22 protein-coding genes and 4 tRNA genes are annotated in these 23,602 nt (G+C 59.8%); 8 read left to right on the top strand and 18 right to left on the bottom strand.

Translation table 11 applies throughout. The annotated features are described in order from the left end of the window. The first annotated feature begins 5 nt into the window (after window positions 1–5). Window positions 6–872, top strand: coding sequence for a GNAT family N-acetyltransferase (locus tag C4J87_RS08890; RefSeq protein WP_177412790.1), 867 nt, complete (start codon window positions 6–8; stop codon window positions 870–872). A 58-nt stretch (window positions 873–930) separates the two neighbouring features. Here C4J87_RS08890 and C4J87_RS26340 read toward each other — a convergent pair whose 3' ends face one another. The 10 genes from C4J87_RS26340 to C4J87_RS08845 form a co-directional block, all read right to left on the bottom strand. Then, window positions 931–1,710 (bottom strand): MFS transporter, encoded by a 780-nt coding sequence (locus C4J87_RS26340; RefSeq protein ID WP_256659128.1) that lies wholly within the window; start codon window positions 1,708–1,710, stop codon window positions 931–933. Next, window positions 1,665–2,246: an MFS transporter gene (locus C4J87_RS26335; protein ID WP_256680005.1), complete on the bottom strand. Its 582-nt coding sequence runs from the start codon at window positions 2,244–2,246 to the stop codon at window positions 1,665–1,667. Before C4J87_RS26335 ends, C4J87_RS26340 begins: the two co-directional genes overlap by 46 nt. A 66-nt stretch (window positions 2,247–2,312) precedes the next feature. Continuing rightward, window positions 2,313–2,837 (bottom strand): gamma carbonic anhydrase family protein, encoded by a 525-nt coding sequence (locus C4J87_RS08880; protein WP_124366469.1) that lies wholly within the window; start codon window positions 2,835–2,837, stop codon window positions 2,313–2,315. Between the two features lie 12 nt (window positions 2,838–2,849). Beyond that, window positions 2,850–4,040 (bottom strand): CaiB/BaiF CoA-transferase family protein, encoded by a 1,191-nt coding sequence (locus C4J87_RS08875; protein ID WP_124366468.1) that lies wholly within the window; start codon window positions 4,038–4,040, stop codon window positions 2,850–2,852. A gap of 25 nt (window positions 4,041–4,065) precedes the next feature. Continuing rightward, window positions 4,066–4,995 (bottom strand): hydroxymethylglutaryl-CoA lyase, encoded by a 930-nt coding sequence (locus C4J87_RS08870; protein ID WP_124366467.1) that lies wholly within the window; start codon window positions 4,993–4,995, stop codon window positions 4,066–4,068. A 107-nt stretch (window positions 4,996–5,102) separates the two neighbouring features. Beyond that, window positions 5,103–6,014, bottom strand: a complete 912-nt coding sequence (locus tag C4J87_RS08865) for a LysR family transcriptional regulator (RefSeq protein WP_124366466.1) — start codon at window positions 6,012–6,014, stop codon at window positions 5,103–5,105. Between the two features lie 158 nt (window positions 6,015–6,172). After that, window positions 6,173–6,249, bottom strand: a tRNA-Asp gene (locus C4J87_RS08860). Between the two features lie 19 nt (window positions 6,250–6,268). After that, window positions 6,269–6,344 (bottom strand) — tRNA-Val (locus C4J87_RS08855). Window positions 6,345–6,521: 177 nt separating this feature from the next. Continuing rightward, a tRNA-Asp gene (locus C4J87_RS08850) sits at window positions 6,522–6,598 on the bottom strand. A 19-nt stretch (window positions 6,599–6,617) separates the two neighbouring features. Then, window positions 6,618–6,693 (bottom strand) — tRNA-Val (locus C4J87_RS08845). A 159-nt stretch (window positions 6,694–6,852) separates the two neighbouring features. Here C4J87_RS08845 and rdgC point away from each other — a divergent pair. The 3 genes from rdgC to sugE all read left to right on the top strand — a co-directional run bounded on the left by rdgC (window position 6,853) and on the right by sugE (window position 9,306). After that, window positions 6,853–7,773, top strand: coding sequence for a recombination-associated protein RdgC (rdgC, locus tag C4J87_RS08840; protein WP_124357762.1), 921 nt, complete (start codon window positions 6,853–6,855; stop codon window positions 7,771–7,773). Window positions 7,774–7,920: 147 nt separating this feature from the next. Next, window positions 7,921–8,886 (top strand): bile acid:sodium symporter family protein, encoded by a 966-nt coding sequence (locus tag C4J87_RS08835; protein WP_124362027.1) that lies wholly within the window; start codon window positions 7,921–7,923, stop codon window positions 8,884–8,886. Window positions 8,887–8,991: 105 nt separating this feature from the next. Further along, window positions 8,992–9,306, top strand: a complete 315-nt coding sequence (sugE, locus tag C4J87_RS08830) for a quaternary ammonium compound efflux SMR transporter SugE (RefSeq protein ID WP_124362026.1) — start codon at window positions 8,992–8,994, stop codon at window positions 9,304–9,306. Window positions 9,307–9,797: 491 nt separating this feature from the next. Here sugE and C4J87_RS08825 read toward each other — a convergent pair whose 3' ends face one another. From C4J87_RS08825 to C4J87_RS08815, 3 genes are all read right to left on the bottom strand, one after another. Beyond that, on the bottom strand, window positions 9,798–11,672 hold the full coding sequence (locus C4J87_RS08825; protein ID WP_124366465.1) for an MFS transporter: 1,875 nt from the start codon (window positions 11,670–11,672) through the stop codon (window positions 9,798–9,800). A 57-nt stretch (window positions 11,673–11,729) separates the two neighbouring features. Then, window positions 11,730–12,878, bottom strand: coding sequence for a TDT family transporter (locus C4J87_RS08820; protein ID WP_124366464.1), 1,149 nt, complete (start codon window positions 12,876–12,878; stop codon window positions 11,730–11,732). Window positions 12,879–12,962: 84 nt separating this feature from the next. Next, window positions 12,963–14,147 (bottom strand): MFS transporter, encoded by a 1,185-nt coding sequence (locus tag C4J87_RS08815; protein ID WP_124366463.1) that lies wholly within the window; start codon window positions 14,145–14,147, stop codon window positions 12,963–12,965. Between the two features lie 91 nt (window positions 14,148–14,238). On the opposite strand from C4J87_RS08815, the gene C4J87_RS08810 reads away from it, so the two are divergent. Next, the gene (locus C4J87_RS08810; protein WP_124366462.1) at window positions 14,239–14,778 is read left to right on the top strand and encodes a TetR/AcrR family transcriptional regulator; all 540 of its coding nucleotides are present in this window, start codon (window positions 14,239–14,241) and stop codon (window positions 14,776–14,778) included. 133 nt (window positions 14,779–14,911) lie between these two features. On the opposite strand, the gene C4J87_RS08805 is transcribed toward C4J87_RS08810, so the two are convergent. The 3 genes from C4J87_RS08805 to C4J87_RS08795 form a co-directional block, all read right to left on the bottom strand. After that, on the bottom strand, window positions 14,912–15,691 hold the full coding sequence (locus C4J87_RS08805; protein WP_058420148.1) for an ABC transporter permease: 780 nt from the start codon (window positions 15,689–15,691) through the stop codon (window positions 14,912–14,914). Then, entirely contained in the window at window positions 15,688–16,620 is a 933-nt protein-coding gene (locus C4J87_RS08800) for an ABC transporter ATP-binding protein (RefSeq protein WP_124366461.1), read from the bottom strand. Before C4J87_RS08800 ends, C4J87_RS08805 begins: the two co-directional genes overlap by 4 nt. A 134-nt stretch (window positions 16,621–16,754) precedes the next feature. Next, complete coding sequence (locus tag C4J87_RS08795) at window positions 16,755–17,372, bottom strand: glutathione S-transferase family protein (RefSeq protein WP_124366460.1); 618 nt, start codon at window positions 17,370–17,372, stop codon at window positions 16,755–16,757. 356 nt (window positions 17,373–17,728) lie between these two features. On the opposite strand from C4J87_RS08795, the gene C4J87_RS08785 reads away from it, so the two are divergent. Continuing rightward, a complete protein-coding gene (locus C4J87_RS08785) occupies window positions 17,729–20,176 on the top strand; it encodes an acyl-CoA dehydrogenase (RefSeq protein ID WP_124366459.1) in 2,448 nt (815 codons plus the stop codon). Between the two features lie 75 nt (window positions 20,177–20,251). Beyond that, complete coding sequence (locus C4J87_RS08780) at window positions 20,252–20,659, top strand: PA2817 family protein (RefSeq protein ID WP_124366458.1); 408 nt, start codon at window positions 20,252–20,254, stop codon at window positions 20,657–20,659. Window positions 20,660–20,791: 132 nt separating this feature from the next. Here C4J87_RS08780 and C4J87_RS08775 read toward each other — a convergent pair whose 3' ends face one another. After that, complete coding sequence (locus C4J87_RS08775) at window positions 20,792–21,724, bottom strand: LysR family transcriptional regulator (RefSeq protein WP_124368947.1); 933 nt, start codon at window positions 21,722–21,724, stop codon at window positions 20,792–20,794. Window positions 21,725–21,816: 92 nt separating this feature from the next. Between C4J87_RS08775 and C4J87_RS08770 the strand changes: the two genes are divergently transcribed. Continuing rightward, on the top strand, window positions 21,817–22,443 hold the full coding sequence (locus C4J87_RS08770; protein WP_124366457.1) for an alanyl-tRNA editing protein: 627 nt from the start codon (window positions 21,817–21,819) through the stop codon (window positions 22,441–22,443). 238 nt (window positions 22,444–22,681) lie between these two features. Here the strand turns inward: C4J87_RS08770 and C4J87_RS08760 are convergent, their stop codons facing one another. Continuing rightward, a complete protein-coding gene (locus C4J87_RS08760; RefSeq protein ID WP_124366456.1) occupies window positions 22,682–23,428 on the bottom strand; it encodes a sulfite exporter TauE/SafE family protein in 747 nt (248 codons plus the stop codon). Window positions 23,429–23,602: the final 174 nt, after the last annotated feature.

The raw sequence follows: 23,602 nt of genomic DNA, 5'->3' as shown, positions 1-23,602 counted from the left end.
CCTGCATGCCAGCAGAGGAAACCGATGTGAATTGCGCTTACCTGTATCGCCCGGCAACCGCCGCCGACATGCCCGCCGCCCATGCACTGTCCGTGCACCTCAAATGGCCGCACCGCGAGGAAGACTGGGCGATGGTGCAGCGCACATCCGAAGGCTTCGTCGCCGAACAGGACGGTGTCTTGGCAGGCATCGCATTCGCCTGCCATCAGGGGGCCTATTCGTCCATCGGCCTGGTGATTGTCAGTCATCAGCACCAGCGCAAAGGCATCGGGCGTCGCTTGATGAATCTGTGCCTGGACAGCGTGGGCCCGCGCACGCCGATCCTCAATGCCACCGAGTCAGGCGCGCCGCTGTACGCCAGCATGGGATTCGTTGAATTTGCACGGATTCAGCAACATCAGGGCGTGCCGCAGACGCCGGAGCCCCTACCCGAGACCCGCCACGCGCAGTGTCGCGTACTGAACCGGGCCGACTACCCCAAGGTAATCGAACTGGCCAATGCCGCCAGCGGCCTGGACCGCACCGGTGTACTCAACGACCTGCTGCCGACGGCCGAGCACGTGGTGGGCATCGAGGTAGAGGGGCACCTGCAAGGGTGCGCCCTGCTGCGCCAATTTGGTCGCGGCCACCTCATTGGCCCCGTCGTCGCGCAACACCCGGAGCAGGCCCGACACTTGATCACTCACCTTCTTCGGTTGATCCCGGGTGCGTTCGTGCGTTTGGATATTCCCACCGCATGCGGGTTGGGCGACTGGCTGGAGAACCTCGGGTTGCCGTGCGTGGATAACGCGCCACGGATGGTGCGGGGGATGGCGCCCCAATCAAAGGCCGGGGTCACCGAGTTTGCGCTGGTGACCCAGGCGATCGGCTGAAACACAAAGCCTGCCGGGCGGATTCAGCGGATTGTCCCTGCAGGATTGCATAACGGGGTCAGGCCCCGGGATTCTTGACGTAGCGCAGGACCACAAAACCAGCGACCAGAATCAGCGGTGCGATGGAGAGCATGCCCATGTAGGTAGAGCCGGACAGATCGTTGATTTTCCCCACCATCACCGGGGCAACCATACCGCTCAGTTGACCGATGGAGTTGATCGCCGCAGTCCCCGTGGCGATCGCCAGTCCCGAAAAGGTCGATTGCGGGATGGTCCAGAAAATCGGGATCGCAATAAAGGTACCCGCAGTAGCGAGTACGAGCGCTGCCATCATGGCCCAGGATGAATCCGAGAACAGGCAAGCCAACAGATAGCCGACGGCTGCCGCCAACAGGCACAGAACAAGGTAAGTCTTGCGCTCACCCGTACGATCGGAACGCCGGGTCAGCCATATCATGCCGATACAGGCCACGATGTAAGGCAGCGCCGAAAGCATCCCTATCCAGAATAGACTCTGTACACCGGACGACTTGATCAGGTGCGGCATCCAGAAGTTGAGGCCATAAGAAGCTGTCTTGATCACAAAGTAGATGAACGCCATGATCGCGACTTCCCGGGTCAGCAACACACGCCACAAGGACCCCAATACCGGCTTATCGTTGACTTTGTCATGCGCCAGGTTCGCCGCCAGCAGATCCTTCTCGCTACGGCTTAACCATTTGGCCGATTCGATGTCTCGGTCCAGCTTCCACAGCACTAGCAGGCCGAGCACCACACAGGGCAGTCCGGACATCAGGAACAGCCAGTGCCAGCCAGCCAGACCGAACACGCCGTCCATCGTGCCCAACAGGATTCCCGCCGCTGGCCCCCGACCGCGCCTGCCAAAGGGACAGCGAGGAACCAGAGACCATTCATCTTCGCCAGGTGCTTCTTGGGAAACCAGCACGCCAGGTAAAACAGGATCGCCGGGCCAAAACCGGCTTCCATGACGCCAATCAGAAAACGCAGGAAGTACAGGGTGTATTGCGTGTAGGCGAACATTAACGCCGCCGTTGCCAGCCCCCAGGAGATCATGATCCGGCAGATCCAGGCAGGCGCGCCATAGCGCTTGAGCCCCAGGCTGCTGGGGACTTCAAATAGTACGTAGCCGAAAAAGAACATGCTCGCGGCCAGGCCGTACGCCGCGTCGGACAAACCCAATTCTTGCTGCATCTGGGTCTTGGCGAAGCTGATGTTGATCCGGTCAAAATAGGAAAAGAGAAAACAGATAATGGCCAGCGGCATGATTCGCCAGGCCACACGCCGGTAGAGCAGCAGTTCATTGATTGTTTCTGCGTTGCGCGCAAGCGCGATCTCGCCAGTCATGGCAACCATGATGTTTCTCCATTGTTGTAATTATTGGAGAGAGGCAAGGCTCTTGAGGAACCCTGCTCAATGGGTTCAGCCGATCAGAATGAGTTTGGCCTTGTAAGCCTGACCTTTGACGACATAGTCAGCGGCATTTCGATGCATGCCGGCAATTGCTTCAGGTGTCAGTTCGCGCACGACTTTGGCAGGTGCGCCGAGAATAAGTGAGTTGTCCGGGAACACCTTGCCTTCGGTGACAACCGCCCCGGCGCCGACCAGGCAATTCCTGCCGATGACCGCGCCATTGAGCACAACAGCCTGAATCCCGATCAGCGCTCCGTCGCCGACAGTGCAACCGTGCAACATGGCCTGGTGGCCGATAGTGACGCCCTCGCCCACCGTCAGCGCAAATCCCGGATCGGCATGCAGCACCGCCCCCTCCTGCACATTGCTGTGCTGACCGATGTGAATCGGCTCGTTGTCACCCCGCAGAACAGCCTGCGGCCAGACACTGACGCCCTGCGCCAGCGTGACATTGCCGATGACGGTAGCGTCTTGCGCGATGAAAGTTTCGGCGTGAATGACAGGAATAAGGGTGTCGTATTGATAAATAGCCATGGCAGTTCTTCCTCAAGGCTGAGCGTCGGTTTTCAGGACACCGGCGGCACACAGCTCGGCAATGTGTTCGTCGCTGTAGCCCAGTTCACGCATGACGTTGTGGGTGTGCTCGCCGATGCGTGGGATAGATCGACGGGGTTGCAGTCGCTCGCCATCCAGGGACAACGGCAGCAGTGGCATGGCGGTGAACGATCCGTCTTCAAGTTCAAGATTTGCCAGGCCACCGCTGTGCAGCAGATGAGGATCCTCGAACAATTCCTCGGGCCGTCGAATCGGAGCAAACGGAATACTGTTTGCCTCAAGTTCCAGGGCCAGCGCTTGAGCGTCCATGCTGGCAAAGACTTCAGCCAAGTGAGCCAGCAGACGTGGCCGCTGCAGCACGCGATCATTGTTGGTAGCAAGGGTCTGGTCGCCCAGCAACGCGGTCTGGCCGAGCAATTGACACAGGGCGGTCCACTGACCTTCACCCGTGGCGGCGACGAACATCTGCTCCCCATTGGCAAACTCGAATACATCGTAAATGGCCCATGCACTGATACGGTTTGGCATCGGTGCAGCCGCCTGGCCGGTCACGGCGTATTGCTGCATATGCTGAGCAGCGAGCAATACGCAGTTTTCGTAAAGCGCGCTTTGCACCTCACGACCGACGCCGGTGACATGACGATCGTTGAGCGCAGCAAGCACACCGATAGCACCGAACATGCCGCCCATGATGTCGTTCACCGAACTGCCGGCACGCAGAGGCCTGCCTACCGGGCCGGTCATATAGGCCAGGCCTGCCATCATTTGCACAACTTCATCCAGGGCCAGGCGATTGTCGTAGGGGCCGTTGAGAAAGCCTTTGTGCGAGGCGTAGATAATGCGCGGGTTACGCACTCGAATCGCCGCGTAACCGAAGCCGAGCTCGCTCATGCGCCCGGGCTTGAAATTCTCGATGAATACGTCAGCGGTATCGATCAGCTCCAGTACCGCATCTCGTCCTTGTTGAGTATTGACGTCGATGGCGATGCACTGTTTGTTGCGGTTGAACGTGCGAAAAAAACCGGCACCGGCGCCTAGCAGACGGCGTGTACCGTCGCCACGGATCGGTTCAATCTTGATCACCTCGGCACCGAGGTCACCCAGGATCATTCCGCAGGTCGGGCCCATCACCATGTGAGAAATTTCGACGACACGAATGCCGTCCAATGGAAGCCTGGACATTAGGGTTCTCCTTGATCGGGCAGGTTCAGACGCGACCGGCGGCTGATGGGTAATTGAGTGGCAGGCCAGCTCGTGCAATGCAGCCGTAGAGCGTCTCGTGCGGCAGTGCTTCGCTGAGCACATGTCGGGAAGCGATCAGGGCTGCCAGGTCGATGCCCGTCTCGTAGCCCATGCTCTGCAGCATGAACACCAAGTCTTCTGTGACCGTATTGCCGGATGCACCCGGTGCAAACGGACAACCACCCAACCCGGCCAGTGACGAGTCGAGCTCGGTGATACCTTGCTGAACGGCGACCAGGCTATTGGCAAGCGCCAGGCCTCGAGTGTCGTGGAAGTGCGCGGCCCTGAGCTTGTCACCCGCGATGGCGCGAACCGCCTGCAAGGTGGTCGCCACCTGGCCGGGATTGGCGTAGCCCGTGGTGTCTCCCAGGGACACAAGATCGCAGCCGGCTTGCAACACATGCCCGGTCAACGCGCAGAGATCGCTCAATGGCACATCACCTTGGCGGGTACAGCCGAAGGCCACGGACATTCCGGCGATCACTTGAACGTTATGCAAGCCGGATTCAGTCCGCAGCTGGCACATTCGCGCCAGCTCTTCGACCATTTCCAACGGAGTACGGCGCACATTGGCCAGGCTATGAGCTGCGCTGACGGACACGGGCGCAATGATTCGGTGCGCGCCGGATTCCAGCGCGTCGCGACAGCCGCGCAGGTTAGGCGCCAGGACCGTGACAACCAGATCCGGAAAACTCAAGGCATGGGCGACGACTTCTTTGGCATCGGCCATCTGCGGCAACAGTTTGGCGGGAACAAAGGACGCGACCTCCATGTACCGCACACCTGCGGCATAGGCGGCATCAATCCATTGTCGTTTGGCGGATGTCGGCATAGTGGCTTGAAGGCTTTGCAAACCATCACGCATGCCGACTTCGTTGATTGTTATTGTTGTCATGAAAAAAGCTCTCACAGGCTGAAGCGCACCTTCAGATTAGAGAGCCAGGGAGTCAGCAAAAAGACGTCATTTACGCGGTGATCCATCGCCAACGGCGACGGATACAGTCAGGTGCGGGACGTAAGCGATGTCGCGCGCAAAAGCAGATGGTCCAGCAATCGCCGGGCCGACAGCGAAAGTGCATCCCGGTCACGGACACAGATAACAAACTCACCCAATGCCCAATCGTCGGTCAGAGGGATAATCCGCAAGTCAAACAACCGCGCATACCGCTCCACTGCTTCCAGGGGGAATACGGCAAGTCCCAAGCCGAATTGCACCAGCCGAAAAGCTGCGTCAAATGACGACACATAGGAGCGAAACCGCAGCTCATGGCCCTCCTTCGTCGCTTCACTGCGCATGAAGTTATTCAACGTGGCGAAAGCCGACAGCCCCAAGTGATCAAAGGCCAGGGTCTCTGCGAACGCAATATGGGTACGACCGGCCAGGGCATGCTGCGCCCCTACGACGACCGCCAGGTGATCCCGACGATAGGGCAGAAATTCCAGATCGCCCACGGCCATTGATCGTCGGCAAATACCTAAATCGGCATTGCCTTCGGCTACCCCGCGCACCACGTCGGGACTGAAACGCTCTTCGATGTCTGCCTGGATTCTTGGGTGCTCGATCATGAAGTCCGACAGTTCCTCGGGCAGGAACTCCATGATTGATGAGATGTTTGCCAATACCCGCACATGTCCTCGGGCGCCTTCAGCGTATTCGCTAAGCTCGCTATCGAGCCGCTCCATGGCCCGCGTCAGGGACCGAGCGTGCCGAAGTAGCGCCAACCCCGCCGGCGTCGGTTCGACCCCGCGCTTGCTGCGGTTGAGCAGCGGCGTACCAAACCGCGCCTCAATATCGGAAATACGTTTACTGACCGCCGACGGCGCAATGAATGCCCGCTCGCTGGCGCGTGCAATCGTGCCCTCTTCACAGACCAGAATGAACAAATGCAAGGATAAGTGATCCAGGTGCTGCATGACGCCCCTCCCGTTGTTCTAACGACACAGCTTAACTGTCTTATTAAAACCGTGGTTGGGGATGCAATTGCAGCGAAATTGTGCAGACGAAAAAAAGCCCGCTCAATGAGCGGGCTTCTTGTGGCGACCTGGCGTTCAGCGTTCCAGGTTACCGAATATGGCGCAGCGGACGGGACTCGAACCCGCGACCCCCGGCGTGACAGGCCGGTATTCTAACCGACTGAACTACCGCTGCGCGTAACACTTGAAGCGAATGGTGGGTGATGACGGGATCGAACCGCCGACCCTCTGCTTGTAAGGCAGATGCTCTCCCAGCTGAGCTAATCACCCTTCGTTTCGGTGTGGGCGCATCATACATCAAAAAATCGTAATGTCTTGATTTAAATGCAGTTTATTTAAAAAAAGTTTACCGCACGACTTTTTGCCATATTTCGCACAATAAAAAGCCCGCTCAATGAGCGGGCTTCTTGTGGTGACCTGGCGTTCAGCGTTCCAGGTAACCGAATATGGCGCAGCGGACGGGACTCGAACCCGCGACCCCCGGCGTGACAGGCCGGTATTCTAACCGACTGAACTACCGCTGCGCGTAACACATGAAGCGAATGGTGGGTGATGACGGGATCGAACCGCCGACCCTCTGCTTGTAAGGCAGATGCTCTCCCAGCTGAGCTAATCACCCTTCGTTTCGGTGTGGCGCGCATTCTACGGAGCGACCCCAGGTCTGGCAAGCACTTTCTTAAATCTTTTTTTTCAGCCCTTCCAATGGCTTACGCAGGGTTGGCCTGGGGCGTGATCAAGAGAATAATGCCCCCCTTTGTATAGAGGAGAGACTCACCCCATGTGGTTCAAGAACCTGCTTATCTATCGCCTGACCCAAGATCTGCCCGTTGATGCCGAGGCGTTGGAAGCGGCCATGGCCACCAAACTGGCGCGCCCGTGCGCAAGCCAGGAGTTGACGACTTACGGTTTTGTCGCGCCTTTCGGTAAAGGTGAAGACGCGCCCCTGGTGCACGTCAGCGGCGACTTCCTGCTGATCGCCGCACGCAAGGAAGAACGCATCCTGCCGGGCAGCGTGGTGCGCGATGCGGTTAAAGAGAAGGTCGAGGAGATCGAGGCCGAGCAGATGCGCAAGGTCTATAAAAAGGAACGCGACCAGATCAAGGATGAAATCATTCAGGCCTTCCTGCCGCGCGCCTTTATTCGTCGCTCGTCGACCTTCGCCGCCATCGCGCCGAAACAGGGCCTGATCCTGGTGAACTCGGCCAGCCCGAAACGCGCCGAAGACCTGCTCTCCACCTTGCGCGAAGTGATCGGCACCCTGCCCGTTCGCCCACTGACCGTGAAAACCGCACCGACGGCGATCATGACCGATTGGGTCACCACCCAGAAACCCGCCGACGACTTCTTCGTGCTCGACGAATGCGAACTGCGCGACACCCACGAAGATGGCGGCATCGTGCGCTGCAAGCGCCAGGACCTGACCGGCGAAGAAATCCAGTTGCACCTGACCACCGGCAAAGTCGTGACCCAATTGTCCCTGGCCTGGCAGGACAAGCTGTCCTTCATGCTCGACGACAAAATGACCGTCAAGCGCCTGAAGTTCGAAGACCTGCTGCAAGACCAGGCCGAACAGGACGGCGGCGACGAAGCCCTGGGCCAGCTGGATGCCAGCTTTACCCTGATGATGCTGACCTTTGGCGAGTTCCTGCCAGCGCTGATCGAAGCACTGGGCGGTGAAGAGACGCCACAGGGCATCTAAGCCGAGTGAAGCGCAAAATGTGGGAGGGGGCTTGCTCCCGATGGCAGAGTGTCAGCCAAAGTATCTTTGACTGAACCATCGTCATCGGGAGCAAGCCCCCTCCCACATTCGACCGCATTTACAAATTTCTATAACAAGGACTACCCCATGCGCGCACTCGCCGCCCTGAGCCGCTTCGTCGGCAATACCTTCGCCTACTGGGTGCTGATTTTCGCGGTGCTCGCCTTCCTGGAACCCGCGTGGTTCATCGGCCTGAAGAGCGCCATCGTGCCGTTGCTGGGCCTGGTGATGTTCGGCATGGGCCTGACCTTGAAACTTGAAGACTTCGCTGAGGTGGCCCGCCATCCCTGGCGCGTCGCCCTCGGCGTGGTCGCGCATTTTGTGATCATGCCAGGCGTGGCGTGGCTGTTGTGCCAGGTCTTTCACCTGCCGCCGGAAATCGCCGTCGGGGTGATTCTGGTAGGCTGCTGCCCAAGCGGCACTTCATCCAACGTGATGACCTGGCTGGCCCGTGGCGACCTGGCGCTGTCGGTGGCCATCGCCGCCGTCACCACCCTCCTCGCCCCGCTGCTCACGCCGGCACTGATCTGGCTGCTGGCCTCGGCCTGGCTGCCGGTGTCGTTCATGGAATTGTTCTGGTCGATCCTGCAGGTGGTTCTGCTGCCTATCGTGCTCGGGGTGGTCGCGCAGCGGCTGCTGGGGAGTCGGGTACGGCATGCGGTCGACGTGCTGCCGCTGGTCTCGGTGGTCAGCATCGTGATCATCGTCGCCGCGGTGGTTGCCGCCAGCCAGGCGAAAATTGCCGAGTCGGGCCTGTTGATCATGGCCGTGGTGATGCTGCACAACAGCTTCGGCTATTTGCTCGGTTACTTCACCGGACGGCTGTTCAAATTGCCCCTGGCCCAACGCAAGTCACTGGCGCTGGAAGTGGGCATGCAGAACTCCGGGCTCGGCGCCGCGCTGGCGAGCGCGCACTTCTCGCCGCTGGCGGCGGTGCCCAGTGCGCTGTTCAGCGTCTGGCACAATATTTCCGGGGCGTTGCTCTCGACCTATTTTCGCCGCATGAGCGAAAAGGAAGACCGCCGCGCGCTGGAGAACACCCCGCAAACTTGATCGTGGGGTGCATGTTCGGCACTCTAAGCGCTTCGCGGGGACGACCCCGCGACGCCAACGAGCGTTGAATCCGGGGACGACCCCGCCTGAAGAAGCGAGGTCATCATGTCCTGGATCATCCTGTTTTTTGCCGGGTTGTTCGAAGTCGGCTGGGCTGTCGGCCTGAAGTACACCGACGGTTTCAGCAAGCCCCTGCCCACCGCACTGACCATTGCCGCCATGGCCATCAGCCTTGGCCTGCTGGGGATGGCAGTGAAGGAGCTGCCGCTGGGCACCGCCTACGCCGTATGGACCGGGGTGGGTGCCGTGGGCACGGTGATCGCCGGGATTATCCTGTTTGGGGAATCCATGGCGCTGTTTCGGTTGGCCAGCGTGGCGTTGATCATCTGCGGGCTTATTGGCCTCAAGATCTCCACCTAGGCCACTACCGCCATCGGGGGCAAGCCCCCTCCCACATTTGAAATGCGTTCCAATGTGGGAGGGGGCTTGCTCCCGATGGCGGCCTGACAGCCGACCAGGATGCTGGATCAGGGCGAGTACATATCCGTTGCTGCGGTAACGGCTGCTATGGGTTCCGCCCTTACGGCGTCTCACTTTTGAAAAGCGCAAAAGTAAGCAAAACGCTCTTGCCCCACCACTCGGCACCTCGCTTAGGCTCGGTGTGCCCGTAATCCGACAGTGATTTGGGGGGCCGCCGCCACGCGCCATCCATGGCGCGGGGCGGCTAAACCGGCATCCCTGCCGGTTTACCCCCCAAATCACTGTCGAATTCCGGCCAGCGTGGTTTAACGGGGCGCTTAAGATCAAGAGCAAGATCAAGAGCGGCTCGCTTCGCATCGTGGTTACTGTTGGCTGCTACAAAGTTGTGTAGATACCTATGCCCCGATGAGGCCGCCACATCCAGCGCAAACCTACCTGACACCCCCACGCAGAGCACCGACCGCCGCCTGTAATTGCACAGGCGTGGCTGCCTCAGTCGATATCGGCGCCCCCGCCACCAACACCACCCGCGACCAGATCCGATGGAACAACCCCTTGTTCGGATCGCGACTGAAAAAACTCCCCCACAACCCCTGCAATGCCATCGGAATCACCGGCACCGGCGTCTCTTCCAGAATCCGCGTCACGCCGCCGCGAAACTCATTCATCTCGCCATCGCCGGTCAACTTGCCTTCCGGGAAGATGCACACCAGCTCACCGTCCTTCAAGTATTCGGCGATCCTCGTAAAGGCCTTTTCGTAGATCTGGATGTCTTCGTGACGCCCCGCAATCGGAATCGCCCCGGCGGTGCGGAAGATGAAGTTAAGCACCGGCAAGCGGTAGATCTTGTAGTACATGACAAACCGAATCGGCCGACGCACTGCGCCGCCAATCAGCAGCGCATCGACAAACGACACATGGTTGCAAACGAGCAAGGCCGCACCTTCATCCGGAATCTGCTCCAGGTTGCGGTGCTCGACGCGGTACATGGAATGGCTGAGCAGCCAGATCATGAAGCGCATGGTGAACTCGGGCACGATCCTGAAGATGTAGGTATTGACCGCGATGTTGAGCAGCGACACCACCAGGAACAACTCGGGGATCGACAGCTTGGCCACGCTCAGCAGCAGGATCGACACAATCGCCGAGACCACCATGAACAGCGCATTGAGGATGTTGTTGGCCGCGATCACGCGCGCACGCTGGTTCTCGGCGGTGCGCGACTGGATCAGCGCGTACAGCGGCACGATGTAAAAGCCACCAAACACGCCCAGGCCGAGGATATCGAACAACACCCACCAGGCTTGCCCGTAGCCAAGCACCGCAAGCCAGTCGTTGGGCTGGATATTCTGCACGAAGCCGCCGGAATGCCACCACAGCAGCAGGCCAAACACCGTCAGGCCGAATGAGCCAAACGGTACCAGGCCTATTTCCACCTTACGCCCGGAAAGCTTTTCGCAGAGCATCGAACCAAGGGCGATCCCCACCGAGAACACGGTAAGGATCAGGGTGACCACGGTTTCGTCGCCATACAACCATTCCTTGGCGTAGGCCGGAATCTGCGTCAGGTAGATCGCGCCGACGAACCAGAACCATGAATTGCCGACGATCGAGCGCGACACCGCCGGGGTCTGTCCCAGGCCCATGCGCAGCGTGGCCCAGGACTGGGTGAAGATGTTCCAGTCCAGGTGCAATTGCGGCGTAGAAGCCGCCGCCCGTGGAATGCTGCGGCTGGCGAGGTACCCCAGCAGCGCCACGCCGACAATCGCCACGGCCACCACCGGCGCGTAATGGGTGGAAGACATCATGATGCCCGCGCCGATGGTGCCGGCGAGGATCGCCAGGAACGTGCCCATTTCCACCAGGCCGTTGCCGCCGACCAGCTCATCGTCGTGCAGCGCCTGGGGCATGATCGAGTACTTTACCGGGCCGAACAGCGCCGAGTGGGTGCCCATGGCGAACAGCGCCAGCAGCATCAATTCCAAGTGATCGAACAGAAAGCCGGTGGCCCCCACCGCCATGATCACGATCTCACCGAGCTTGATCGCGCGGATCAACGCGTCCTTGTTGAATTTCTCGCCAAATTGCCCGGCCAGCGCCGAGAACAGGAAGAACGGCAGGATGAACAGCAAGGCGCACAGGTTGACCCAGATGGAACGGTCACCGTCGAGGGTGAGCTTGTAGAGAATCGCCAGGATCAGCGATTGCTTGAAGATGTTGTCGTTGAAGGCACCCAGGAGCTGGGTGATGAAAAACGGCAGGAAACGCCGCGTGCGCAGCAAGGTGAATTGTGAGGGGTGGCTCATCGTCCGTGTTCCTGCGTGGCCTGTTATTGATCAGGCCACGACTTTACCTAATCCGGCTTACTTATTCGCTAGCCCTGCAATGCAAGGTGAAACAAAAAGCTCGCCTTTATAGGCACCCTGCACCGTGCGCGTGGCCACGATCAGCCACATCAGCGCCAGGGCCACCACCAGCCCACTGCCCAATACGCTGAAGAACTCCAGGTGCAGCAGGCTTGCAAGCTTGAGCGTGGCCAGCGCGTAAACCCCCAGCGGGAAGGTAAAGCCCCACCAGCCGAGGTTGAACGGAATACCGGCGCGCAGGTAACGCAGGGTGATCAACACCGCCAGCAACATCCACCATAAGCCGAACCCCCACAGGGTGATGCCCGCCACCAGGCCGAGCCCGTTGGCCATCTCGCCGACACCCGCCAGGCCATTGGCGGCAAAGATCGCGGGCGCATCGCCGCCGAGCAGCAACATGCCCAGGGCACCGGTGCCGATGGGCCCCAGCGCCAGCCAGCTCGAGGCCGCCATGTTGGCGTGGGGCAGTTTGTGCAGGGCCATGCGCAGCATCAGGATGGTCAGGATGCTGAAGGCCACCGGCAGGGAGAACGCCCAGAGTACGTAGCTGGTCACCAGCATCACCAGTTGCCCGTGGGCATCCGCCAGGTGTGGCGCCAGCAGGCCGCCGCTGGCGGCGGCGACTTCGGCGGCCACCACCGGGAGCAGCCACACTGCGGTCATCTGGTCGATGCTGTGCTCCTGGCGGGTGAACATCATGAACGGAATCAACACGCCGCAGGCCAACGCCATCGCCACATCCAACCACCACAGGGCTTCGACCAGGGGGATCACAGCGTTGCCCCAGCGTGGCAGGCCAAACAGCAGCAAACCATTGAGCAGGGTCGCCAGGCCCATGGGAATGGTGCCGAAAAACATTGAGACCGTGGAGTGCGCGAAAATCCGTCGCGCCTCGTGGAAAAACATCACCCAGCGTGCGGCATACAGGGCGCTGAACAGGATGAACAGGCCGATGGTAAACATCCACAGCCCCTCGGCTACGGCGAGCATGCCCGGCAGTGCCACCGGCAATTGCGCGAGAGCCAGCGCCAGCACGCCGGTGCCCATGGTCGCGGCAAACCAGTTCGGGGTGAACTGGCGGATCACTTCCCGTGGGCGGGCCAGGTGACTAAAGGGTTTATAGCTGATGGGGGTCAAGCAGGTCATGATGGCAATCCTCTTCCTCGCATGAGGTTGAGGCCATCATAGAAGCGGAGCGAATATCTATATAACGGGTAATATCTCTATACATTATCTATTATGCAGATATACCGAGCGCTGCCAGAGCATTCCGGCCAAAGCCCCCAAGGCCAGCAGAATCAGGAGTGCGCCGTACGCATCGGTGGTGGCGATCAAACCAAACTCCCGGCTCAGGTTACCGGCCAGCAGCGCCGGCAAGCAGAACGCCAGGTAACTCAATACGTAGAACGCCGACATCAACCCCGCGCGCTCATGGGGCAATGCCAACCCCACGATACTGCGCACACTGCCCATGAACCCGCCGCCAAAACCCAGGCCGGCCACCACACTGGCGACAAAGAACAACCACAGGCTGGCGCTTTGCACAGCCGTCAGCAACAGTGCTACGCCCGCCGCCAGCAACATCGCAGACAGGCGCATGACCTTATCCGCCGGGTGTTCGCGCAGGCTGTAGATCATCACTGCGCCACTCAAGGTAATCACGGCCACCAGTCCGCCGCCGATCAGGTGCGAAGTCGAACCCGTTGCTGCTCGCACCAGCGACGGCGCCAGGGATGAGTAGAAACCACCCAGCGCCCATACCGCCACATTCAACGGCATCGCCAAGCCCAGGGCCCGGCGCGCCTGCTTCGGCACATGCAGCGTCGGCGCCAGGGATTTCAAGGCTCCCGGTATGCGGCTGACGGTTTCCGACAAGCGCCAGACATACAGCGCCTGAAGCACCATCAATCCGAGCAGGGTGAAGTAGATCAACTGGGTCGGCCAGGGCGCATATTCCACCAGTAAACCGCTGCCTAGGCCGCCACTGGCCATCCCCAGCATCGGCGCGAGGCTATTGAGCATCGGCCCGCGCAGGCGATCGGTGTCGAGCAGCGTCGCACTCAATACTGCCGTCGCCGTCCCCGTGGCAAAGCCTTGCAGCCCCCGCGCGGCAATCAGGCAGGCGGTACTGTCGGCGTTGATAAACAACAGCATCGCCACGATATTCAGGAGCAGCGCGACGAAAATCACCGGCTTGCGCCCGATGTAATCCGACAGCGAACCCACCGTCAGCAGCGCCGCCAGCAGACACACGGCATACACGCCGAAGATCAGCGTCAGCATCGCTGCCGAGAAATGCAGATTGTCCTGATACACCTGGTACAACGGCGTCGGCGCGCTGGAGGCGGCGAGAAAGGTCAGTACCGTGATCACCAGAAATGTCAGGCTGGACCGTTGAGACAGGTTGCTGGGCATAGGCACGCTCCGCTAAAGCTAATATTTTGCTTTTGTGGAGTGTGCTACCCGTCGGCGCTTAAAGCAAATTCTTTGTGTTAAGGTTTTACCCATGGCGATCAAAGAAGGCCTTCGCCCGGGGGGCCGTAGTGCCCGGGTACAAGAATCCGTGCATTCGGCCGTCCGCGAACTGCTGGAAACCCATGAGCGCGCCAGCGTCACCGTGCCGATGATTGCGACACGCGCGGGCGTCACGCCGTCGACCATTTACCGGCGCTGGGGTGACCTCTCTGCGCTGCTGGCCGACGTGGCCCTGGCGCGCATGCGCCCGGACAGCGAGCCGGCCATTACCGGCAGCCTGCGCGGCGACCTGCAAGCTTGGGCTGAACAGTATCTGGATGAAATGAGTTCGGAGCCTGGGCGCCACATGATGCGCGACGTGCAGTGCAGCGTGACGCCGGGGTATTGCGTGAGCATTCTGAGCGGGCAGGTGCAGGTGATCGTTGATCGTTATCCGGCCCAGCCAGCCCCCAGCGTGGATCGTTTGATCAATCTGCTCGCAGCACCGACGGTGTTTCGTATTCTGTTCTCGACGCAGCCGCTGGCTGTTGAGGAGCTGCATACGCTGATCGACTTGGCTTTGAAAAACTAAAGCCTCATGCAAAACCAAATGTGGGAGGGGGCTTGCCCCCGATAGCGTTGGGTCAGTCAGTACAAGGCTGGCTGACAGACCGCTATCGGGAGCAAGCCCCCTCCCACATTTTCTTACCGCGTATCGTCAGTGGTTACGTACGCATTCCGCGGCCGCTTACCAGCAAGCGCGCACAGCCGACGTACAACACCACCGTGGCCACCAACATGAACGTGATCGCCACGCTGATCTTGATATCCGACACGCCCAGGATGCCGTAGCGGAAAGCGTTGACCATGTGCAGCACCGGGTTGGCCAGGGACACGGTCTGCCAGAACGGCGGCAGCAGCGTGATGGAGTAGAACACCCCGCCCAGGTAGGTCAGCGGCGTCAGCACGAACGTCGGAATGATCGAGATATCATCGAAATTGCGCGCGAACACTGCGTTGATAAACCCCAGCAGCGAGAAGATCGTCGCCGTGAGCACCACGACCAGAATGGTGACCCCCAGGTGATGCACTTGCAGGTGGGTGAAGAACAACGACAGCAGGGTCACGATCACACCCACCATCAAGCCGCGCAGCACGCCGCCCAAGGTGTAGCCGATGAGGATGGTGTGCGGCGACACCGGTGACACCATCAGCTCTTCGATGGAGCGCTGAAACTTGCTGCCAAAGAAACTCGACACCACGTTGCCGTAGGAGTTAGTGATCACCGACATCATGATCAGGCCCGGCACGATGTACTCCATATAGGTGAAGCCACCCATGTCACCGATCTGCCGGCCGATCAGGTTACCGAAAATCACGAAGTACAGGACCATGGTGATCGCCGGCGGCAGCAGGGTCTGCGGCCAGATCCGGGTAAAGCGCTTCACTTCGCGGTAGACGATGGTCTGCAGCGCGACGAGGTTGGGTTGCAGTTCGGAACTCATACCGCCACCTTCGCCAGATTTTTCTCCACCAGGGACACGAACAACTCCTCAAGGCGATTGGTTTTGTTACGCAGGCTCAACACTTCGATGTTCTGGGCCGCCAGTTGGCTGAACAGCGCCGTAATGCCCATGGCTTTGTCGACCTGCACTTCCAGCGTGTGGCTGTCCACCAGGCGGCTCGGGTAGCCCAACAATTGCGGCGGTGCCGACAGGTTGTTTTTCAGGTCGAGCAGGAAGGTTTCCACATGGAGCTGGCCCAGCAAGTTACGCATGCTGGTGTTCTCGACAATGGTGCCGTGGTCGATGATGCCGATGTTGCGGCACAGCTGCTCGGCCTCTTCCAGATAGTGGGTCGTGAGGATGATGGTGATGCCCTTCTCGTTCAGTTCGGTGAGAAAGGTCCACATCGAACGACGCAACTCGATGTCCACGCCAGCGGTGGGCTCGTCGAGGATCAGCAGGCGCGGTTCATGCACCAGTGCGCGGGCAATCATCAGGCGCCGCTTCATGCCGCCAGACAACGAGCGCGAAGGCACATCGCGCTTGTCCCACAGGCCCAGTTGGGTCAGGTACTGCTCGGCGCGTTCCTTGGCGATTTTCGGCGGGATGCCGTAGTAACCGGCCTGGGTCACGACAATGTCGAAGGTCTTTTCGAACTGGTTGAAGTTGAATTCCTGAGGCACCACGCCGATGGAACGCTTGAGCGCCGCCGGGGATTTGTCCAGGTCATGGCCAAAGATATTCACCGTGCCGCTGGTCTTGTTGACTAGGGTCGAGAGGATACCGATGGTGGTGGATTTGCCGGCACCGTTGGGGCCGAGCAAGGCGAAGAAATCACCTTCGGCGACGTCCAGATCGATACCACTCAGGGCCTGGAAACCGTTGCCGTAGGTTTTGGTTAGCTGCCGGATGGACAGAGCGGAACTCATATCGGATTACGCACCAAGGAAAAGAATAGAAACAATAGATGAGGGCACAGCGCAGGTAGTTCAACCTGCGATGTGTTCCAGCATGGTGCGTGCCCGCGCCGCACAAGTACAGTCACCCTTGTTAATAGTGTGTATCAGGTCAACGCGGTCATCACTGCCTTGCGGTAGGCCGGACGTTGCTTCAGGCGCTGGTACCACGCCTCCAGATTGGGCATTTCCGGGCGTTCGATGGGCATCTCGAACCAGGCATAAATGAAGCAGCCCAGGGGAATATCACCGATGCCGAAGGCTTTGCCGGAAAGGTAGGGTTGCTCGGCAAGAGCCTGGTCGACCGTTTTGAGTGCATCGATGCAGGCTTGGCGCCCGGCATTGATGCTGTCCCAGTTTTGTTTTTCCGGCGGTGTGCGCACGATGCCCCAGAACACGGCCTTGAAGGGATCGGCGAGCGTGGACGTGGTCCAGTCCATCCACTTTTCGGCGCTGGCCCGAATTTGCAAATCACTTGGGTAAAAGTCCGACGCGTGCTTGGCGCACAAGTAACGCACGATGGTGTTGGATTCCCACAGTACGAAGTCGCCGTCTTCGATCATCGGCACCCGGCCATTGGGGTTCAAGGCTCGGTATTGCGGCGTGTCGACCACACCAAAAGCGCCGCCCGCATCAATCGCCTCATAGTCCAGACCGAGTTCCTCGGCGCACCAGAGTGCCTTCCTGACATTTGATGAGTTTTTACGACCCCAGATTTTCAGCATGACCGCGCCTTATCGTTGGTGAACATGGCTTGATGAACGTTGCAGCATACGCCGGTTCACACGCGCCTTGAATCAGTCTGCCCGTCGCCCGGCAAGCCTGGGTGTTCAAGGTGCAGGGGGTGCAGCGCACCGTCTCATGCACGGCGCCGTCGAGATTGACTGCCTGGTCATATAAATCCGCGCGGGTTCCGCGATGTTTCCCGGCGAACTCCACCCCGGCAGGGTGGTCACTATCGATGAAGCGGCTGGGACTCAGGTATCCCCAGTACAACTTGTAACACCCTGATCACCCCGCTTGGCCGGACGCCGTCTAAGCTCCCTGGTGGTTTCGCCCCTGGTTTCACGGAGGATTGAATATGCTGTTGTTGTGGATACTGGTTCTGGTGGTCGGCATTGCCTACCTGGCACACCGCCGCACCGCGCCCCTGCCCGCCCTGGGTGTGGTCGCCGTTTACCTGTTGGCCATGGGCGCCTGGAGCCATGCACCGGGTTGGCTGCTGCTGATTTTCTGGGTGCTGATCGCCATCGTGGCCGTGCCCCTGCTGCTGCCCGACCTGCGCCGCCAATACTTTACCAAGCCGTTGTTCAGCTGGTTCCAGAAAGTCCTGCCGCCGATGTCCGAAACCGAGCGCGATGCCATCGACGCGGGCACCGTGTGGTGGGACGGAGAACTGTTCAGCGGGCGCCCTGACTGGGACAAATTGCTGGCCTACCCCAAGGTGCAATTGACCGAGGAAGAACAGGCCTTCATCGACGGCCCCACCGAAGAACTCTGCGCCATGGTCAGTGATTGGGAAATCGGCCAGGCCATGGACCTGCCCCCCGCTGCCTGGGAGCACATCAAGACCCATGGTTTCTTCGCCCTGATCATCCCCAAGGAATACGGCGGCAAGGGCTTCTCAGCCTATGCCCACTCCCAGGTCGCGATGAAACTGGCCACCCGCAGCGGCGACCTGGCTTCCACCGTCATGGTGCCCAACTCCCTGGGCCCTGCCGAATTGCTGTTGCACTACGGCACCGACGAGCAACGCAACCATTACCTGCCGCGCCTGGCGCGTGGCGACGATATTCCGTGTTTTGCCCTGACCGGCCCGCTGGCCGGCTCCGATGCCGGTGCCATGCCCGACACCGGCGTCATCTGCAAAGGCGAGTGGGAAGGCAAGGAAACCCTCGGCCTGCGCCTGAACTGGGAAAAGCGCTACATCACCCTCGGCCCGGTCGCGACCTTGCTCGGCCTGGCGTTCAAGGCCCATGACCCGGACCATCTGCTGGGCGAGGAAGAAGACCTGGGCATCAGTCTCGCGCTGATTCCTACCGACACCCCCGGCGTCGAAATCGGCCGCCGCCACCTGCCCCTGGGCGCCGCGTTCATGAATGGCCCCAACTCGGGCAAAGACGTCTTCATTCCGCTCGAATTCCTCATCGGCGGCCAGGAGATGCTCGGCAAGGGCTGGATGATGCTGATGAACTGCCTGTCCGTGGGCCGCTCCATCTCCCTGCCTGCGGTGGGTACCGGCGCCGCCAAGTTCACCAGCCTGGTGACCGGCCAATACGCGCAAGTGCGTGAACAGTTCAACGTACCGCTGTCGGCCTTCGAAGGTATTCAGGAAGCCCTGGCGCGCATCGGCGGCAACGCCTGGCTGATGGACAGCGCCCGCATGCTCACCGCCAATGCCGTGGACATGGGCGAGAAGCCCTCGGTGCTGTCGGCGATCCTTAAGTACCACCTCACCGAACGCGGCCGCGAGTGCATCAGCCACGCGATGGACGTGCATGGCGGCAAGGGCATCATCATGGGCCCGAACAACTACCTGGGCCGTAGCTGGCAAGGGGCGCCGATTTTCATCACCGTGGAAGGCGCGAATATCCTTTCGCGCAACCTGATGATCTTCGGCCAGGGTGCGATTCGCTGCCATCCCTTCGTGCTCAAGGAAATGGCCCTGGCCGGTCGTGAAGACCATGACCAGGCATTGAAGGAGTTCGATGGGCTGTTGATGCAACACATCGGATTTGCCGTGAGCAACGCCGCCAGTACCTTGGTGCTGAATCTGGGCATCGGTCACTTCGAGAAAGCCCCGGGCAACCGTTTGAGCCAGGGTTATTTCCGCGCACTCAACCGTCAGGCCGCCGCGTTCGCCCTGCTCGCAGACCTGAGCATGATGCTGCTGGGCGGCGAATTGAAACGCCGTGAACGGCTGTCGGCGCGCCTGGGTGATGTGCTGAGCCACATGTACCTGGCGTCGGCGGCGCTCAAGCGCTACCACGACCTGGATTCGCCGGACCACCTGGAACCGCTGTTCGCTTGGGCCATGGAAGAAAGCCTTGGCCGGTCCGAGCGTGCACTGGATGAATTGCTGAGCAACTTCCCGAATAAAATCCTCGGCTGCCTGCTGCGGGTGATCGTGTTCCCGTTCGGACGTCGCCATACCGGGCCGTCCGATGCCCTGGATGCCGAGGTTGCCGCGGTGATCGGCCGTGCCAAGGGCGACCCGACCCTGGAAGAGCTGCTGGCTGGCTGCTATCGCCCACAGTCGGCGCAAGACCCGGTGGGCGCACTGCAACATGCCTATGACCTGCTCGGTGCCAGCCATCCGTTGCAGAAAAAACTGCACGCCGCGCTCAAGAGCGGGCAAGTCAAACCGACTGCCGGCGAGCATGCCATCGACGCCGCGCTGCACGCTGGCGTGCTGCAACCCGCCGAAGCGCAAACCCTGCGTGACGCCGAAGCGGCTCGCCGCAAGGTGATCGATGTGGATGATTTCAGCAAGGAAGAGCTGCTGCAGGCTGAGGGTAAAGTCCGCTGATACCAGCGGTCATATAAAAACGGGCGCGAGAGGCCTATACTCTCGCGCCCGTTTTTGCTTTAGAGGACTTATCTCGTGTCCAACGTCGTTGCCGATCATCTCGTCTTGCTCGACCACCTGCGTAGCATCCTGGTTGCCGTCGGCGAAGCCGAACAGGTACCCGAGGAAAGCCATTTGTTGTTTCTGGAACGTTTCGACGAACTGCGCGCCCTGCTGCCGATCGATCCGATCGAAAGCCAATACCTTGGCCAGGACATGATGAGCCAGGTCATCCTGCGCTATCCGCAAATCGCCCACCTGGTACCGCGCGACCTGCTGTGGTTCTTTGGCGGCGATTGCCTGCACTTCATGCCCGACGAAGAACTGGACCTGTACCAGGCCCTGGAAGAGCGTCGCCATGAAGCCGAGCTGAACGACGAACCGTTCGACTGGAACCAGGAAAAGCAGCTGCTGTCCATGCCGGACGACCAGAGCAAGCACTGACTTGCAGAACACCCAATCCAAATGTGGGAGGGGCGGTGCGACGATTCGACTTGTCCCCGATAGCAGGGTGTCAGTCAGCTTACCTGTCACTGATCCACCGCCATCGGGGGCAAGCAAGCCCCTCCCACATTTTTAACGGCGGCGCAGTGTCGGCTCCTTCGCCATGCACTCCACCAGATAATCAATAAACACCCGCAACTTCGGCGGCAAGTATCGCGTCGGTGAGTGCAGCAACCACGCTTCACCATGATACGACGCAATAAAATCCCACCCCGGCAATACCTGCACCAACTGCCCCGCCTCCAAGGCATGTCGCGCCGTGAAATACGGCAAGCTGCCAATCCCCACATGCTGCAACACCGCGTCCAGCCGCACGCCCGTGTGGTTCGCCGCATATCGCCCGCGTACACCGACCGTCACCGCCTTGCCGGCCTGGCGGAACTTCCAGCGTGAGTCCCCTGGGGTTTCACCCAGGTAGATGCAGCTGTGCTCCAGCAGATCATGGGGATGACTCGGCGTGCCATGCTGGGCCAGATACTGCGGCGTTGCACACAGCAAATGTTCAATCGGCAATAGCTGCCTCCCGATCAGACCGGGTGGCGGGCTGTCGGTGATGCGGATGCTCAAGTCGACATTGTCGTCGATCAAATCCACATGCCGATCCTCAAGGATCAGTTGCACATCCACCTTGGGATAGCGCCGCAGAAATTCCGGCATATGCGGATGCACCACAAACCGCCCCACCGCCTTGGGCACGCTGACTCGCACCAGGCCTTCGGCTTCATGGGTAAATTGCCCGCTGATTTCCATCACCGAGCGCGCCGCGTTGACCATCTCCTGGCACCGCTTGAACACCTCTTCGCCGCCCTCGCTAAGGCGCAGCTTGCGCGTGGTGCGCTGCAACAACCGGGTTGCCAAGGCCTGTTCCAGGCGCGAAATGCTACGGCTCACCGCCGAAGGTGAAACGCTCAGCTGCCGCGCCGCCTCGGAGAAGCTGCCGGTTTCCACCACTTTGACGAAAATCGCCATTTCACCCAGCAGCGGCAAAGGAAGATTGATGCTCATGACGCACAGGTCCATTGATGTTTGCATGGATTATCACCTATCAGCGCAGTATTTATACTGCCCGCAGAACCTGAATGCGGATGTAGACGACCATGACCCAGCGCCTGTTTTTCACCCACGATCACCTGACTGCCGAATTGGAAGTGCTCAGTTGCACCCCGCACGCTGAGCAATTTTCCGTTGTTGTGCAGTCGACGATTTTCCATCCTCAGGGCGGCGGCCAACCATTCGACACCGGGTGGCTCGGCGACAGCCAGGTGCTGCGCGTCATGCAGGAAGCCGAGCATGTGGTGCACTACGTCAATCAACCTGTGGAACCCGGCCCGATCGCTGCGAGGGTCGATGCACAACGCCGCGCGCTGCACAGCCGCCTTCATTCAGCGGGGCATTTGATTGGCAATGCCGGCGAACGCCTGGGCTGGATGCCGATCAAGGCTCACCATTGGCCGGGGGAAGGCAAGATCACCTTTATCCGTGGCGAAACCGCACAAACCATGGACGCCGAGGCGCTCCAACAGCAAGTCAATCAGTGGATCGCCGCTGACTACTCACGGCAGATGTGGTTGGATGAAGGCACACGCGAAGTCGGCTTCGGCGAACTGCCGGCCTACGCCTGTGGCGGCACCCATGTCCAGGCGTTGGGGGAAGTGGGCCAAGTGACGATCCTGGCCGTTTCGGAGAAGAAAGGCGCATTGTCGGTGCGCTACGAAATCAACTGACATGTCGAGCTCAAAATGTGGAGGAGGCTTGCCCCCGATGGCCATAAGTATCTACACAACTCTGTAGCAGCCTACGTTAACCACGAAGCGAAGCGAGCCGCTTCAACCTGCCAAAAGCCGGTGCACGAGCTCAGGCTGTGGAAAGCAAAGCGTCAATAGGATATTACCTGGAAACCGTCGAATCTAGGAAAGGCAGGACATGGCTATTTCAGGTCTGGATGGGCTGCGTGATTTCCGCTCACCAGAACAGCATCCTCAATGCCAACATAACCACGACTATATTGAAAACTGACTCCATCCACTGGTCGCCCTTCTTTATCGCAAACTTCGCGCCGGCATTTGCACCCAATAACGTGCCAATAACCAGACAACATCCGTACTGCCAGTTAATGATGCCGCTGACGCCGAAAATGATTAGTGAACCCACGGAGAGTACTAACCCGCCGACTTTGCGGGTCCCCACCGATTCGCTGATGGTTTTCCTAAAAAAGATAATGAATAAATACGTCGAAAGTTTAGCTTGTCCACCGAATAACCCGCCGATCATGCCTACTGGGATAAAGAGGATATAACCAAACAGACGCCTGATTGCTGAGGGAGGTGTTTCGCCGCTACGAGGTTTTTTTATAAGGGACAACGCGACGAGCAGCAATGTCAGCCCGCCAATTACTTTGTGCAACAGCGCAGGATCTATTTGAAGAAGAACGCTCGCTCCTCCCAGAGCCCCAACCAACCCCAGTGCCGCAGCTGGAAAGGCCAGTGCATAATCGACCTTTCCCTGATTATGAAAGTGTCGCAGTCCTGCAACCATAGTGCCTACCGAGGCCAAGCGCGCTGTGGCGATCGACGACTGAGGCGGAATTCCCAGCCAGATCATCACCGGAACGGTTAAAAACACACTCCCACCGGTATTGGTCCCGACGAATCCCGTTATTATTCCGAGGAAAACCAGACCGACGCCTGTCAACCACTCATGACTCATCATGTTGAGATGCTCGCATAAGATTCAAGGCGCCGTTTACTCGCTCAAGTAAGCAGGGTCTATCCAGTGATAGCAATTTCTGCTTCGGGAATTGGCGGTCACATGAAGCTTTGCGGTATGTACGAAGCTGTACTCGCCAATGATCGGGCGCCGTCGATCAAAGGCGTCGCCCAGCTC

It is taken from the genome of Pseudomonas sp. R1-43-08, assembly GCF_003852255.1.
GTDB lineage: Bacteria > Pseudomonadota > Gammaproteobacteria > Pseudomonadales > Pseudomonadaceae > Aquipseudomonas.
Note: the sequence above shows the minus strand (reverse complement) of the source record. Positions and strands in the feature narration are given on the sequence as shown.